This is a genomic window from Lactobacillus laiwuensis (genome assembly GCF_019972835.1).
Classification (GTDB): domain Bacteria; phylum Bacillota; class Bacilli; order Lactobacillales; family Lactobacillaceae; genus Lactobacillus; species Lactobacillus laiwuensis.
On record NZ_BPPB01000003.1, the window covers coordinates 84,413 to 100,757 of the forward strand.

Below are 16,345 nucleotides of genomic sequence, written 5' to 3' on the forward strand. Positions count from 1 at the left end.
ATGGTTAATATGAATAAATACAATGTACAGGATGATATGTCTTTTTCTGATATAAACATATCTCATGTAAAGTAAGCACATATTTATCTTAATCTTATTTTAAAATAGTTTCAATAATTAAAAATTATTTTTCCTGCTTAAATCTATTTGCTAGGTCATCGTGTAATTCTTCGTAACCTGGTTTATTAAGTAAACCAAACATGTTCCGTTTATATTCTTCAACACCAGGTTGGTTGAATGGATTAATGCCATTAACGTAGCCAGAAACAGCAATTGCCAGTTCAAAGAAGTAAATTAAGTAACCTAAAGTGTGTTCTGTTTGATCAGGAATATTTACTGTCATAACAGGAACACCACCATCAGTATGAGCAAGAACAACACCTTCATAGGCACGCTCGTTTACAAAGTTTAAGCTTTTGCCAGATAAGAAATTTAACTGGTCTAAATTACGATCATCAGAAGGAATTTTGACATCATTTGTCGGATTTTCAACTCTAATAACTGTTTCAAAAAGATTTCTGCGGCCTTCTTGAATATATTGGCCCAAAGAATGCAAGTCAGTCGTAAAGTTGGCACTTGCCGGCCAAATACCTTTATTATCTTTTCCTTCTGACTCTCCCATTAGTTGTTTGCACCATTCACTAAACATTCTTAAAGTTGGTTCATAGTTTTCAACAATTTCAGTGGTATAACCTTTGCGATAAAGAATATTACGCAAAGCAGCGTATTGATAAGGGGTCGCGTTATTTAAATCCGTATTGGTATACTCTGCTCTGGCATCAGCAGCACCTTTCATTAACTGGTCAATATCGGCTCCTGAAACTGCAATTGGCAACAAACCAACAGCTGACAAAACACTGTAGCGGCCACCAATATCATCCGGCACAACAAATTCTTCATAACCTTCGGCATCTGCTTCAGTTTTTAAAGCGCCTTTAGCACGATCTGTTGTAGCAAAAATTCTATTCTTAGCCTCATCTGCGCCATACTTTTCAATTAATTTATCTTTAAAAATGCGAAAAGCAACAGCCGGTTCAGTAGTAGTACCAGATTTAGAAATGACATTAACACTAAAGTCCTTTTCACCAAGCCATTCAATCAAATCATGTAAATACGAACCAGATAATGAGTTGCCACAGAATACAACAGTAGGATATTTTTCTTTACCCCTGCCATAGAAGGCTCCATTTAAAAACTCAATAGCCGCTTGAGCGCCTAAATATGAACCACCAATACCAATACAAACTAAAACTTCAGAGTCACTTTGAATCTTTTGGGCTACTTTTTTGATTCTGGCAAATTCCTCTTTGTCATAATTAACTGGCAAATCAACCCAACCCAGAAAATCATTGCCTGCACCTGAACCATCTCTAAGTTCCTTGTCGGCAACGTTAACTAAAGCTTGCATCTCGCCTAGTTCATTATCATGAACAAATGGTGTTAGTTTTGTGCCATCAAATTTAATTAAACTCATAAACACGCTCTCCTTACTGAATTAAATATTTATTTCACAAGAATATTTTAGCAATCTTAATTTACAAATACCAGTGCTTTTAGTTAGTTTTACGCGTCTTTCTCCTGATTATCATTACAAGCCAGTAGCAGAAATATCCAATTACCGTTCCACAACTGTTAAAGAACACATCGTCAATATCGGTCACGCCAGTTTCCAGTAAAAACTGCATCCCTTCAATAAATACTGAAAAAATGATGCCGGCCAAAACAACACGCCAGAAAGTTTGTTTTTTTGAAAACACAAAGGGTGACAAAAAGCCAAATGGAATAAAGCACAAGATATTGCCTAAAGAATTGTATACAAAGTCTAGCCTGCTCGGAGCATGATACATTTTCCAAGTTTCCCTTAAGAAGACAAAATTTATTTCGTTTAAAGGCCTGTGCAGATTAAGTGTTAGATTCCAGGGAAAATAAGTATTACGAAAAGTAGTTAACATCAGTACTAAAATTAAATAAAAAGCAAATAACCATACTGACGCCTCGGACTTAATTGTACGCCGACTTCTAATAGTCATTAGCCAGATTAAGCGTATTACCATAAAAAACAGAAAATAAAAGATAGTTTTATCAAGTGCTAGTACAATTAGCTTAATCAAAGCAAAATGATTAATTTTAGTAGCATAAAGTTGCGAAAGCAGGTTATATAGTGGTCCTAAAAATATCATTCTGATTCAATTCCTAAAATATAGTTCATTTAAATTATACTCAAGTTTCCGCAATTAATTATTAAAAAAGGTCTAACAAAACGGAAAAGATTGTCTAAAAGCACAGAAACTTTTAAAATAGTCTGATAAGGGAGAGTTCATATTGAATAAAAAAAATCTGACCAACTTCATTCAGACTCGCATAGGCTTTTTCTGCCTTCTGCTTGTGTTATTTGCGCTCAAATACATTTTTGCAGCCTATCATGATTTCAATTTGGGTATTTCAGATCCTTATCAACATATTATCATGTGGCTAAGCCCTGTTGGTAGTGCAATTTTACTCATGAGCATTGGATTATATTTTTCCAAGCCTCTTGTTTCATATTGTGCAATGATCCTGCTTGATGTAGCAAATTCTGGACTGTTATTTGCTAATGTTCTTTACTATCGCCAATTTTCCGATTTTATTACGGTGAAGACCATTACTAATGCTGGTAAAGTTGCCCCTGGCTTAGGAAAAAGCGCAGTCGCATTGCTTCAACCTTCTGACTTATTATTGTGGCTTGACCTTATCATCATAATCATATTACTGCTTGCTCATAAAATCAGAATTGATCAAAAATCCTTTGGCCTTCTTACACCATTTGCTGTTACATCAGTTGGCGCTCTGATTTTAGTGCTGAATGTCTTTTTGGCTGAATCTTCTAGGCCACGATTGTTAGGTACCACTTTTGATCGTTCATACATTGTTAAATATCTTGGTATTGATACCTACACAGTTTATGACGCCGTAAAAAATGAACAAACTGAGCAGGTAAATAAGAATGCCAATACAGCTGATTTAAATAAAATTTTAGCTTATACCAAAAAAAATAAATTACCAGTAAATACAGAATATTTTGGTAAAGAAAAAGGTAAAAATGTAATAATAATCCATTTGGAAAGCTTTCAACAGTTTTTAATTGATTTAAAAATTAATGGTCAGGAAGTTACCCCCTATCTCAATTCACTTTATCACAACAAACATACATTAAGTTTTGCCAATTTTTACCACCAAGTAGGCATTGGCCGCACCAGTGATGCAGAAAACATGCTGGAAACCAGCACTTATGGTATTTCTGACGGGTCTTTGTTCACTGCCATGGGCAGCTCAAATACTTTTCAGGCTGCACCGCAAATTTTGCGTCAACATGGCAACTACACTTCTGCCGTATTCCATGGTAATGTCGGTACATTTTGGAACCGTGATGATGTTTATAAAAACATGGGCTATAACTATTTCTTTGATCAAAATTATTTTAGTCATGATAAAAATGACCATATTGGCTATGGCATCAAAGATAAAATTATGTTTGCTGAAAGCATCAAATATTTAGAAAGGATACAGCAGCCTTTTTATACTAAATTTATTACCGTCACAAACCATACTCCATTTGACATGGATGAAGAAGATTTGGATCCGAGTTTTAAAACCAGTGATACATCAGACAAATCAATTAACAATTATTTTGAAACTGCTCATTATCTGGATCAATCTATCCGCGAATTTTTCAATTACCTGAAGAAATCAGGTTTGATTAAAAATACTATGGTTGTAATCTATGGAGATCATTATGGATTAACTAATTCTGAAAATGAAACCTTGGCACCAATGGTAGGTGAAAGTTCTGATACTTGGAATGCCTATAATAATGTCCAAATGCAGCGTGTACCTTTTATGATACATGCTCCGAATTTAAAGGGAAAAATCAAACAGGAAGTCGCAGGCGAAATAGATGTATTGCCGACTTTGCTCCATCTTCTGGGAATTTCAAATCGTAACTATATTCAATTTGGCAGTGATCTGCTATCTCCAAAATATCGCCCGTGGCTTACTTTTAGGAACGGCACTATTGTTAGTCAGAAATACGTTATTGGAGGTAAGGGGTTAAAGGGCATTGTTTACGACCGTAAAAGTGGCAAGCAGATCATTAATTTTACTGAACAAGAAAAATATGAAATTACAAAATTAGCAAAAGAAGGCAAAATGTCACTGAAATACTCTGACTTACTAAATAATCATAATTTGTTGCGTTTATATACTCCCAGTGGCTTTAAACCTGTTGACCCCACACAGTTCGACTATTTAACTAATTACAGACAGATGGAAGAGCTCCGGCAGAAATTGAAAAATAAATCCACAGCTCTTATAAGCAAACAACGCAAATCTACTACCAGATTATACAAAACAGACGCTACAGAACTTAAAGGTCGTGAAGAAGAAATCACAACAATTCCAGAATCTGTTTCTGGCAATCATTTAACTGAAAAGCAGACTAAACCTAGTAAAAATCACAAAAAGTCATATAATTAAGAAATAAACATAATTTTTTAATTTTGGAGGATAAAATGAAATTTTTTATAATTTTAGTGCTGCTTGTGTTTTTATTACTCTCTTGCTGCCGGGTTGTCCCGCAAAATAATGAAGGTTTAATAGAAACATTAGGAAAATATTCCAGAACCGTAAAAGCTGGTTTAGTGCTAATCATCCCCGTAATACAGAGGTTGCGTAAAGTTTCCTTGGCAATGTTTCCGGCAGAAATTTCAAAATATTCAATTATTACTAAAGACAATGCAGAAATTACTACCAGCTTAACCTTAAATTACTTAGTAACTGATTCCTATAAGTATTTTTACAATAATACAGATTCAGTTAAATCAATGGTTGAGCTTATCCGTGGCCATTTAAGGGACATTATTGGACGGATGGATCTAAATGATGCTTTAGGCTCAACAAGTAGTATTAACAGTCAGCTCTCAGATGCTATTGGTGATTTAACGGACATTTATGGCATTCGTGTAGTCAGAGTCAACATTGATGAACTTTTACCTAGCACCGAAATTCAAAAGGCCATGGACAAACAGCTAACTGCCGATCGTGAAAAAATAGCTGCTATTGAAAAAGCTGAAGGTGAAGCTAAAAATATTGAACTGACTACAAAGGCTAAAAATGATGCTTTAATTGCAACGGCTAAGGCTAAAGCTGAAGCTGTCAAAACAGAAGCTGAAGCTGAAGCATATCGGATAGATCAATTGCAAGCCAGCCTGGCTAAAGCAAGTGACGGCTACTTTAAAAATCAGAGTTTGGACAGTTTCAATAATTTAGCTAAGGGACCTAACAATCTAATTGTAGTTAATAAAGATGACCTTACGAATTTGGGAAGCATTCCTGCGACTGCAAAGATCTGGCATGAAGCAACAAAAGAAAGCGAATAAATTCTGCAAAACAAAAATCATTTCCGAACTTGGAAATGATTTTTTTAATTTTCGAGGTATTGTTCATATCCACGATCAAATAAAATAATTGTAAATTCAGCCCCCTGATTTATTTCTGACTGCACACTTATTTTGCCACCATGTTGTTTGATCAAAGAAGAAACTATTGACAAGCCTAAGCCATACTCTCCTTTGCCAGAGCGGCTACGAGAAGGATCAGCTTTAAAATATCTTTCAAAAACATATTTGATTTGTTGTTGATTCATCCCAATACCATTATCCTCAACAACAATAGTTGTTGCATGAGCAACGCGGTAGCCACTTATTTGAATTTCGCCATCAGAAGTAAACTGAATTGCATTCTGAACCAAATTAACCATTATTTGAGTAAAACGATCTTTATCAGCATAGATAGGCAAATCTCTTGGTGCATTGATAGTAATTGTGTCATTGGCCTTGGCAGCATTTTGTTTAAGCTGCATTGTCACATCGTCTAGCGTTTTTCTAGCATTAAAAGTGGTTTTAACTAGGTTTATTTGATTATTACGAATTTTTTCATAATCCAAATTTTCGTTAACTAACCTGATCAGACGCTTAGTTTCCCTATTCATTAAGGCAATAGATTTAGGCTTAGCTTTATCAGGAATGGCATCATATTGCAAGCCCTCTAAAATACCATTAATAGTAGTCAGAGGGGTTCGCATTTCATGAGCCGCATCAGCCATAAATTGATCACGCCTTTTTTCTTGCTCCTTAAGCTCTTGGTTTGATTTTTTTAAAGCGCGAACCATTTGATTGAAATTATCAGCAAGCTGAGTTATCTCATCATTTCCGCTATAGTTTGTTTGGACATCAAAATCACCAGCAGCAACTTTTTTAGTGGCAAGTGATAGCTTTTTTATTCTGTCAGTTGCATAAAAAGAAAGAATAAAGCTAAGCATCAAACCCACAATTATTGCCGAGACAAGAGCACTAAACAAATTTTGCTTGGCTATTGTCACCGGTCTTTCAACCTTGGCCACCCGGACTCCTAACCAAATTGCCCCAATAAATTTACCATTGTCTTTCCACGGTAAAAGAACGCCAGTACAGGCATCCTTTTTATGCCCCAAGCTGGAAAGTGCTTCATTATTATTTTTGATGTGAAGTTTCTTTCCCTGCTTTAATTGCAGAACCCTCTTTGAAGTTAGGTGGATGTCGTCATTTTTCTCAGGATAAATCTGAGCACCTTGCTTATCAAAAACACTAAGATACACCCTATCACTATGGAGGACGAATTCTAATTTATGCAAAAATTTGGGGTTTAACATGGCCGAGCCCTTTTTTTCATCGCTTGCGGCTAGTGTGCCTAAAGCTGAAGCAAAATCTTCCATTCTCTGATAATTATATTCATATGATTGTTTAGTTGTATTATTTATTTCAGAAAAACCGATTATTGATACCGTAGTAAGAATGATTAGTAAAAAACTAAGCATATGCTGATAAATTAACTTCATGTTAAAACCTACGAATCATCAAACTTATAGCCGACGCCCCAAACGGTTTGGATAACATTTGCACCTACTTTTTCCAATTTTTGGCGCAATTTTTTAATATGTGCATCCACGGTGCGATCTTCACCATAATAATCATAACCCCAGACAGACTCTAACAATTGTTCACGAGAAAATACTTGTTTGGGCTTCTGTGCCATAGTATAGAGCAAATCAAACTCTTTAGGTGTAATATTTTCAACATATTGACCATCATAAAGCACCTCACGCCGGCTTTTAGAAATTTTTATGTGATCAGTTTCGACATCAAATTTTTCAGTATTTTTTACCGCTTTCGTTTGTTCCTGCTTATCATCAATTCTAATCCTACGTTGTAAAGCCTTGATGCGGGCTATTAAAGCTAGTGGACTAAATGGTTTAGACACATAGTCATCAGCACCAGCATTAAATCCTTGGATTTGCTCTTCTTCACTGCTTCTAGCAGTCAACATGATAATTGGTATGGTAGGTGAAATTGCACAAACTTCTTTAGCAACTTCTATGCCATCTTTTTTTGGCAAGTTAAGATCTAATGTTATTAAATCATACTGATCTGGATTTTTAGCAAACATTTTAACGGCTTGTTCTCCATCAGTTGCAATATCCGTGGTCCATCCTTCTTTTTCGAAGAACATCTCCATCATTTCTGCAACTGACTGATCATCCTCGACCATTAAAATTTTCAGTTTCATTTTCGGTCCCTAAATCCTTTTGTTCTCTCCTTTTTTACTTTGTCAGGATCTATGTAATCTGCTGGCAATTCATGACGTTTTTGCAAAAAGCTTTTTAAACTTTTTTCCGTAGCCATGATTGGAAAGATAATGAAAAGATAAAATGTCAGCAGCCAAAGTAAAAAATATCGATCCCATTTAAGTAAATGGATTCCAATCCCTAATACTAATTGGATTAAACCAAATATAATAAAATAGCAACTTGCCTTATGCTGAGCAAATTTAAAACTAGCTTTATTAACTTGGGCCAAGTAGGAATAATAACTATAAAATGGACGTGGTCTTTTGGGAGGCGATATCAGCCATAACAGTCCAACTACCATAATAATCGAACCGCATGCAATATAAATCATTCTCTTTTCCTTTCCATCTTAAGACTTAAGAATTAATCCTGATTGCCAGGAGTAGAAATAACCATTTTCATATTTCCTGAAAATTTAAATTCCTTAATATTATTCGGAATTATCATATTTGTGCCAATAGATAAATTAAAAATTTTATTTTCACACTCAATTGTACCTGAACCATTAATAATTGTTACTAATAAGAAAGGATGCTTATTTAAGCCGGTATGCCACTGACCGTTTAAATCTATTTGCCACAAATAAAAATGAGGAGACAGTGGCGGCTTAACCAACGTCTTAATGATGGCATCTTCTTTTTCACTAGTTGTTATTTTAAGTTTAGGATCAACATGAGGTACTTGAGTGACGTCAATAGACTTCTGTGTATGCAACTCCCTTTTTTTGCCAGTTTTTTTATCTACACGATCGTAATCATATAAACGGTAGGTAACATCACTTGACTGTTGCGTTTCAATGACTAAGATTCCTTTAGTCAAAGCGTGAATTGTTCCTGAAGGAACATAGAAAAAGTCTCCGGCTTTAACGGGAACCTTGCGCAATAATTTGTCCCATTCGCCCTTGTGAATCATTTCAGCAAGTTCTGAGCGTGTTTTAGCAGTATGGCCATATATTAGATATGATCCTGGATCCGCTTGTAACACATACCAGCTTTCGGTTTTTCCACTGTCATTTTCTACTTTACGAGCATATTCATCATTGGGATGGACTTGCACAGATAGATTATCATTGGCATCCAAAAACTTAACGAGAAGTGGAAATTCCTTACTCTTGGGGTTACCAAATAGTTCCGGGTTTTCATGATATACTTTACGTAAACTTTGTCCTTTGAAGTCGCCGTTTGTAATAGTTGAAGCATCATCCTTATATCCGGAAATAACCCAAGCTTCTCCTACTTTACCATCAGGTACGTCGTAATTAAAAATAGTTTTTAATTTGCGCCCGCCCCAAATTTTGGGTCTAAAATACGGGGTAAGAAAAAATGGCTCCATTATGATCACCTCACTATTAGTTTAATCTTTTAAAGTATAAATTTAAAACTATTTTTTCAAATATGAAAACAATTGTTATTATTTTAAGAGCTGATTTCCGAATAAAATACTTATATTTAATAATTTCATTTATTTTAATATATTGCTTAGAAAACACCAAAGAAAAAACCTGTCATATTGTTTTGACAGGTTTTTAGATGGGGAATAATTTACTACTATTTTTATTGTTATCTGCTACTTTCTTTTACTCTTCAATCCCTCCAGTCTTGATTCTGCAATCTCATGCTCCAACTCGTTTTCATATTGTTCTCTTTGAGCATTATCCCAGCCATAATAATCAGACATGCGCTTAATCACGCCATTCTTTACTTGGTCTAATGTATCACTCTTGAATAAAATATGATAAGTACGTCTTAATAGATAGTCAACTGGTGTTAATGTCATTTCCTCTGCCAGCGAGTAATCAAGAGCTGCAGTTTCACCAATACTCAATCCTTTTTCTGGTTTGATTGTTTGGGCATAATCATAAATTTGCTCCGCCTGAGAGCCAAATAAGTTTGCAATCTCTTTTGCATCATCAGCTGCAAGGCCGGCAGCCACACCATCTTTAGCAATGCGAGCAAGTTCAGCTTCTGCGTTGTCAGAATCGAAATCGCCACCAGCAACTTTAATTTCTGCTGAATCTTGCAACGTAAAGTTTTTAGAAAACTCGTCATGAAATTTTTGCTGGATTTTCTTCATTGCACCATTAGCCATGATCCGGTAATCTGTCAACTTACCGCCGGCCAAAGTGATCAACCCATCTTCTGCTTCAGTTAACGAACTACCACGTGATACGGCAGATGGCGCTGAAGTACTGTCAGAAACGCTGGCACCAGTTGCTGCATCTGCAGCTTCGTTACCTTCAACTTCTACTTCGATTAAAGGACGTACACCAGCCCAGCTGGCTTCGATATCATTAATTGTTAAATGAGCAGCAGGATACTTTTTATTAATGATATTTAACAAGTAGTCTACATCGCCTTTTTCAACGGTAGGATGAGCATAATCACCGGTAAAGTCAGTATCCGTTGTGCCGAAATAGGTTTTACCTTCCCGAGGAATAGTGAAAATCATTCGGCCATCAGCCGTACCCGAGCCAAAATATGTTGGCTGTGGCACAGTCAAGCGGGATTGGTCAACTACCAAGTGGACACCTTTTGTAGGACGCAAACGCGGTTTTTTGTAAACTTCTTTATCTTCTTGTCTTACCAAATCTGACCAAGGCCCAGAAGTGTTAATAACAACATCGGCATGAATATCAAATTCTTCGCCTGTTAAATTGTCATGAACGCGAACACCATTAACTTGTTTTTGATCATTATGTAAAATTTCGATGCTCTTCAGGCGACTAACAGCTAGGCACCCTAATTCATGGGCCTTTTTAACATTTTCTACTACCAAGCGGGAATCGTTATTTTGATAATCCAAGTAAACACCTGCACCCTGCAAGTTCTCACTATTTAATTGTGGTTCTCGTTTTAAGGTTTCTTCCTTATCCATCATGTAGTTGGCATATTTAATTAAAGGTGAATCTCCTTCAATACCTGCTAAATGATCATAAAGATCCATCGCTACTTTTACCGAGAACATAGTAAACGTTGTCCCTGGTTCGTCATAAATTGGCAAAATCATAGGATCGGGTTGTGTCATATGTGGAGCGATATGCTGGATAACAGCACGTTCCTTGACTGTATCAGAAACGACTTGGACATCAAAAGTCTTCAGATAGCGAATACCACCATGTACAAGTCTAGTAGACCTTGATGAAGTGCCTCCACCAAAGTCTTGCATATCAATCAAGCCTGTCTTCATTTTGGCTGCACTGGCCTGAAGAACAACGCCTGCTCCGGTAATGCCGCCTCCGATAACCAGCAAATCTAATTTTTCATTTTTTAAACGTTCAATTTCTTCTTTTCTGGTTTCAATTGAAAACGCCATGATTTGGCCTCTTTCTTTTTAATAAAAATTTCTAATTGTTTTTCTGGTATGGCTTATATGAAAAGCTCTGAGCAGCTTTAACAGCTGATTTCCAGCCTTCATAAAGGTGATCTCTTTCTGCACTGCTCATTTGCGGTTTAAAGGTTTTACCTACTTTTTGAATTTTCTTGATTTCATCAAAATCCTTCCAAAAGCCAATTGCTAAACCAGCAAGAAAAGCTGCACCTAATGCCGTTGTCTCGAGGTTGGCAGCACGCTCAATTTCGATACCCAAGATATCAGCTTGGAACTGCATTAAATAGTCATTATTAGCAGCACCACCATCAACCTTTAATTTTGGAATTTGAATTTTAGTATCTTCGTGCATCGTATCAATAACATCACGACTCTCATAAGCCAAAGACTGTAACGTGGCTTTGGTAAAGTCATCACTGGTTGTTCCCCGAGTCAGACCGAAAACAGCACCTCGGACATTAGAATCCCAGTACGGAGCACCTAGACCGGTAAAAGCAGGAACAACGAAAACTTCATTATTATCTTTTGAGCGCTTGGCAGCTTCTTCTGATTGAGGAGCGTCATCAATAATGCCCAGTTGATCACGCAGCCACTGAATAGCTGAACCAGCTACGTAAATACTACCTTCTAAAGCATAATTTACTTTGCCGTTTATGCCATAAGCCACAGTAGTTAACAAATTATTAGCTGAAAATTTAGGTTTTTCGCCAGTATTCATAACGGTGAATGCACCGGTGCCATAGGTGTTTTTAACCATTCCCGGCTCAAATGCTAACTGCCCAAACAAAGCTGATTGCTGGTCACCTGCCATGCCGGCAATTGGTACTTGACTACCATAAAAGTGAAATTCAGCCGTAGTACCGTATATTTCAGAATTAGACCGAATTTCAGGCAGAATTTTTCTTGGAATGTTTAATAACTTAAGTATTTCATCATCCCAATCCAGTTTGGTAATGTTAAAAAGCATTGTCCGGCTGGCATTAGTGTAATCAGTGACATGGACTTTGCCACCAGTTAATTTCCATACTAACCATGAATCAATAGTACCAAACAATAATTCACCGTTTTCTGCACGTTCTTGAGCTCCTGGAACATGATCAAGAATCCAGCGAATTTTGGTAGCTGAAAAGTAGGCGTCAGGAATTAGTCCCGTTTTTTCATGGATCATATCTGTATAGCCATCAGCAATAATTTTATCGGCAATATCTGAAGTCTGCCGTGATTGCCATACAATTGCATGGTAAATAGGCAAGCCGGTCTTCTTATCCCAAATAACAGTCGTTTCACGCTGATTGGTGATACCGATAGCCGCAATTTGGTTGGGCTTAATCCCTGAGTTAATAAATGAATTGGCAATTGTGGATAAAACTGAGTTCCAAATTTCATTGGCATCATGTTCTACCCAGCCAGGTTTAGGAAAATACTGATTAAACTCTTTCCGTGAGTCAATTACTTTTTTACCAGAATGGTCCAAAATAATTGCCCTTGTACTAGTAGTACCTTCATCAATCGCTAAAATATATTTTTCAGCCATTATACTTTCTCCTTTTTAGTCTTAAAACTAATTTAGTAAAGGTAACTGTCGTTACAATTCAATTTTACCCTCGCTTTTTGGGAAGCGCTAACATATAATGATAATAACTTATTAGTTAAAGTTATAAGCAAAAGGACATAGTGCGATGAAATACAGTTTATTAACATATAAGTACTTTATTGACGTAGTTGAAACTCAAGGATTTACCCCTGCTGCAAAACGAAATTTTGTCTCTCAAACCGCAATTAGCAATGCGATTAAAAATTTAGAAAAAGACTTAGGCGTTCAGCTAATTGATCGTTCAACTTCCCATTTTAAGGTCACTTTAGCCGGAATTAATTTGTACCATTGTGCAGTGCCCGTGCTAAACAAATATTACGAATTTAGCGAAAAAATCAGTCAGTTGAACAATTCTTTTCAAACGTTAAGAATACATTATTTGCACGCTTTTGATTATTGGGCTGTTGAACTGGCACATTCTCTTGCAAAAAACAATCCTGATTTACAATTACAACTTGATACTGAAAATTTTGCCGCTAGCATCCCTAAACTTGATGCAGGCGATTATGACGTATTGATTGGGTTTTCCACTGCCGTCAGTAAAATTAAAAATATCCATGTTAGAAAAGTTGGCACTGCCAATTTCGGCATTTTGTTGAATAAAAAGGCTATTGACCAAAAAGGCATTCTGAAGAAAGACGCTATAAAAAAGCAGCCCCTTTTCTTACAAAAATGGACTGCTACTGATAATAATGACGTACAAACAAAAATTAAAAATATTCTGGATAAAATGAATATCAGTTATGAACAAATAATTTACCTAGATAGTTTCGACGCTGCTCTAGCAAACGTTGTGTTGAATCATGGAATGGCAATTTATCCGGAAGAACTGCCACTGCCGAAAATGTATGATAATCATGTTACTTTTTTGCCCAACTTGCCTAAATTAAAATACGACGTTGTTGCGATATATAAAAATCCAGCTATTTGTAATATTTTAGATCGTTCCCTGGCTAAAAAATAGATATTAAACTGCTTTCTATAATTAGTCCAGTTTTCCCAATTTACCTAAACCAGTAACTACAGTTATAAGCATTGAAAAAAACATACAGACAGCGGCAACAATAAATATTGAATGGACTTCTGCTTTGATTAGAAAACCACTAATTAGTGACATAATTGGCCCTATAATCCTGGTTAACGAAGTTGAAATCGAAGTTATTGTTCCTTTAAATTTAGATGAAGTTTCTGCTTGAATAACAGTAAAGAAGTTGGCTTGCGACCAGACGCTACCAAACGAAACCATTGCGTAACCAAAAGTGACTAAAAAGTAAGATTGAACATTGAGCATGATCATGAAACCGATCATTATAAGTGAAGCAATCAGAATCATTTGCGTACCAAGTCTCATGTTTTTATTAATACGTAAATAAATAAAATTGCCTAGAATACTTGCAATCGCTGCTACCGTGAAAAAGTACTGACCAAATTAACAGAAACATTCATTTCTTGTTTTAACAAAAAAGTAAGCATGGGAACAACTGCTTGAAAGCCAATGTTTGCCACGAAAAAACTTGCGATCAGCCATTTAATATCATGATGTGCAAATAAAAAGGTGATTCCCTCTTTTGCACTTTTATTAAAAGACTTTTCACCCTTTACTGACTTTTTTTCTGTATGTAAAGGTTCATAATCTTTAATAACATAAGTTAAGTAACCAAAGCTTAAGGCATCCAGTAAAAAGCCACCAATATAATTAATTAAATTAATAATGACAGCTGCAATACCTGGACCAAAAGTTTTTTGAATCGATGAAATTAATCCCATTTGTCCTGAAACAGATGAAAGTTCTTCTTTTTTAACCGACTCGGCTATGAAAATTTGATATCCGGTCCAAGTAATTAAATCAAATGTACCAAGTATAAAGACTACCAATAAAAGCCAATATAATGAAATGTTTTTTATAACCAAAAATGGTGCAATTATAATTAGCACCATTTGCATTATTAAAGAAAAGAGCATGATTTTCTTACGAGAATATATATCAAAAATGGGCCCAATTGTTAGTCCAAACAATGCTATGGGCAGATATTCAACTGCAGTTAACAGTCCCATTATGACTGATGAATGGGTTCTAGACAGCATCAGCAATGGGATTGCAAAAGTGTAAAATTGATCACCCAGTCCTGAAATGGCATAGCCTAAAAGTAGTTTGTTTTTTTGTGTTAAATTTTTCATTGTGACTTCTTTTTAAATTTACGACAGACTATGTACTTAACTATTAAAACGCACATAATTTGCCTTTTTTAAGTTCAAATTAATTTAAGTAGTTTTATTGTTAGTAAAATAGTTTTTAAATCAGATCGTTTTTTGATTTATTTTTAGTATAATAAATATATATAAATAGAATAGCAGATTTTCTCAAGATTTGTCCATATTGCAAGCGACCTAAAACCTAAGGTAAAAATTAAGGAGTGTAATAATGAAAGCAAATTTAAAAAGTGATAAAACGGGAGTAATTAAACAGGTAAAAGTTGGGGCAAGTTGGACAGCCCTTTTCTTTGGTGCGTGGGTACCAATCTTCAGAGGAGACTAGAAGTTTGCCATTCTTTTTGGAATTATTCAATTACTTGAATTTTGTTCTTTTGGAATTATAGGACTAATTATAAGAATTGTAACCTGTGTCAAATATAATTCTTGGTATATCAGAACTACTAAATAATAGTTATTCTCCTGCTGATAAAACATCTGAACAGGTATTAAGACAAAAAGGTCTTTACCTAATTTGATTGGATTTTAAATAAGCAGATTTATAATTACAAGTGGAATGGTAAACTTTAATACAACTAACTAAAATTAAACTATTCAATTAAAATACAATTATTTCAAAATGTGACCTCAAAATTCATAAAATATTTGGAGGTCATTTTTTTGATTAAAATTTTATTTCTTGATTTCACATGCAGTCACAATTTCTGAGATGCGAACTTCATTTTCTTCAGAACCTCTAATAAAAGTTAATTTCGGTTCATCATCTTCTTCATTCATAATATCTTGGACAAACATTGTTTTCGTTTTACCATTTTTTAACTTAAATTGAACAGTTCTACCGTAAAAATGTTTTCCTAACTCTTGCAATGTCATTTTATGTGGATCCATTTCATCAACTTCTTAGTCATCAAACAATTTTTATATAATTTTGATACGGTAATAGATAAGCTTGTAAATCATCATTTTTAAATACTCAGTGAATAACAAGTAACATTTATTTTCACTTTTTTCATTTTATAACACTTACTTATTGTTTTTTACTGCTTCCCCTTTATCATAAGACTCTATTGATTCCATTGTCTATATAGTTAATAAGCATTTTTGCTACACGATTAATTGCTTCATATTATTTTTACTGAATGATCTTTCACAGAAAATGTTTATCAAAAAATGAATTGTTATCTATTAACAAACACTTCACTTTGGTTTCCATATTCAAAGAATAAAATATTTAGATTATTTATTCTTTTATGCCGTGCGAAGACAAAATAAAGCCCTATGAATGCTTTATTCATAGGGCTTTATTTAAATATTTATGGCTCTATAATTTATCCTGTTGATGACTTATTCATGTGGTAAGCTGTTAATAGGTTTTTTATTGCATAAAAAAGGAGGACATCTTCCTCTTGCTTCTTGTAATAAAATATTAACTTCACCCAATATTTTATAGAAGGTTTGAATTATGTCCTCTTTTAATAATTATATTAAATTTGCTCTTGATATTAAAGATCAAA

General features: G+C 35.0%; 14 protein-coding genes. 3 read left to right on the top strand and 11 right to left on the bottom strand.

What is annotated here, in order from left to right:
* Positions 1-124: 124 nt before the first annotated feature.
* Positions 125-1,474 (bottom strand): glucose-6-phosphate isomerase, encoded by a 1,350-nt coding sequence (locus LDM92_RS02580; protein ID WP_223901926.1) that lies wholly within the window; start codon positions 1,472-1,474, stop codon positions 125-127.
* A gap of 79 nt (positions 1,475-1,553) precedes the next feature.
* Complete coding sequence (locus LDM92_RS02585) at positions 1,554-2,180, bottom strand: VanZ family protein (protein WP_187154381.1); 627 nt, start codon at positions 2,178-2,180, stop codon at positions 1,554-1,556.
* 142 nt (positions 2,181-2,322) lie between these two features.
* Between LDM92_RS02585 and LDM92_RS02590 the strand changes: the two genes are divergently transcribed.
* Positions 2,323-4,512 (top strand): LTA synthase family protein, encoded by a 2,190-nt coding sequence (locus LDM92_RS02590; protein ID WP_223901927.1) that lies wholly within the window; start codon positions 2,323-2,325, stop codon positions 4,510-4,512.
* Between the two features lie 35 nt (positions 4,513-4,547).
* Positions 4,548-5,414 carry an SPFH domain-containing protein gene (locus tag LDM92_RS02595; protein ID WP_223901928.1) on the top strand — a complete coding sequence of 289 codons (867 nt, stop codon included), beginning with the start codon at positions 4,548-4,550 and terminating at the stop codon, positions 5,412-5,414.
* 44 nt (positions 5,415-5,458) lie between these two features.
* Here LDM92_RS02595 and LDM92_RS02600 read toward each other — a convergent pair whose 3' ends face one another.
* From LDM92_RS02600 to glpK, 6 genes are all read right to left on the bottom strand, one after another.
* A complete protein-coding gene (locus LDM92_RS02600; RefSeq protein WP_223901929.1) occupies positions 5,459-6,910 on the bottom strand; it encodes a sensor histidine kinase in 1,452 nt (483 codons plus the stop codon).
* A gap of 8 nt (positions 6,911-6,918) precedes the next feature.
* Entirely contained in the window at positions 6,919-7,638 is a 720-nt protein-coding gene (locus LDM92_RS02605) for a response regulator transcription factor (RefSeq protein WP_198179474.1), read from the bottom strand.
* On the bottom strand, positions 7,635-8,030 hold the full coding sequence (locus LDM92_RS02610) for an SdpI family protein (RefSeq protein WP_223901930.1): 396 nt from the start codon (positions 8,028-8,030) through the stop codon (positions 7,635-7,637). The genes LDM92_RS02605 and LDM92_RS02610 overlap by 4 nt, the downstream gene beginning before the upstream one ends.
* A gap of 32 nt (positions 8,031-8,062) precedes the next feature.
* A complete protein-coding gene (gene manA / locus LDM92_RS02615) occupies positions 8,063-9,031 on the bottom strand; it encodes a mannose-6-phosphate isomerase, class I (RefSeq protein ID WP_223901931.1) in 969 nt (322 codons plus the stop codon).
* 234 nt (positions 9,032-9,265) lie between these two features.
* Positions 9,266-11,011, bottom strand: coding sequence for an FAD-dependent oxidoreductase (locus LDM92_RS02620; protein ID WP_223901932.1), 1,746 nt, complete (start codon positions 11,009-11,011; stop codon positions 9,266-9,268).
* A gap of 31 nt (positions 11,012-11,042) precedes the next feature.
* On the bottom strand, positions 11,043-12,560 hold the full coding sequence (gene glpK, locus LDM92_RS02625) for a glycerol kinase GlpK (RefSeq protein ID WP_046331936.1): 1,518 nt from the start codon (positions 12,558-12,560) through the stop codon (positions 11,043-11,045).
* Between the two features lie 145 nt (positions 12,561-12,705).
* On the opposite strand from glpK, the gene LDM92_RS02630 reads away from it, so the two are divergent.
* Entirely contained in the window at positions 12,706-13,584 is an 879-nt protein-coding gene (locus LDM92_RS02630; protein WP_223901933.1) for a LysR family transcriptional regulator, read from the top strand.
* 21 nt (positions 13,585-13,605) lie between these two features.
* Here the strand turns inward: LDM92_RS02630 and LDM92_RS02635 are convergent, their stop codons facing one another.
* The 3 genes from LDM92_RS02635 to LDM92_RS02645 form a co-directional block, all read right to left on the bottom strand.
* Entirely contained in the window at positions 13,606-13,971 is a 366-nt protein-coding gene (locus LDM92_RS02635) for a hypothetical protein (protein ID WP_223901934.1), read from the bottom strand.
* A gap of 53 nt (positions 13,972-14,024) precedes the next feature.
* Complete coding sequence (locus tag LDM92_RS02640; protein ID WP_223901935.1) at positions 14,025-14,798, bottom strand: MFS transporter; 774 nt, start codon at positions 14,796-14,798, stop codon at positions 14,025-14,027.
* Between the two features lie 705 nt (positions 14,799-15,503).
* On the bottom strand, positions 15,504-15,719 hold the full coding sequence (locus LDM92_RS02645; protein ID WP_223901936.1) for a hypothetical protein: 216 nt from the start codon (positions 15,717-15,719) through the stop codon (positions 15,504-15,506).
* Positions 15,720-16,345 lie beyond the last annotated feature (626 nt).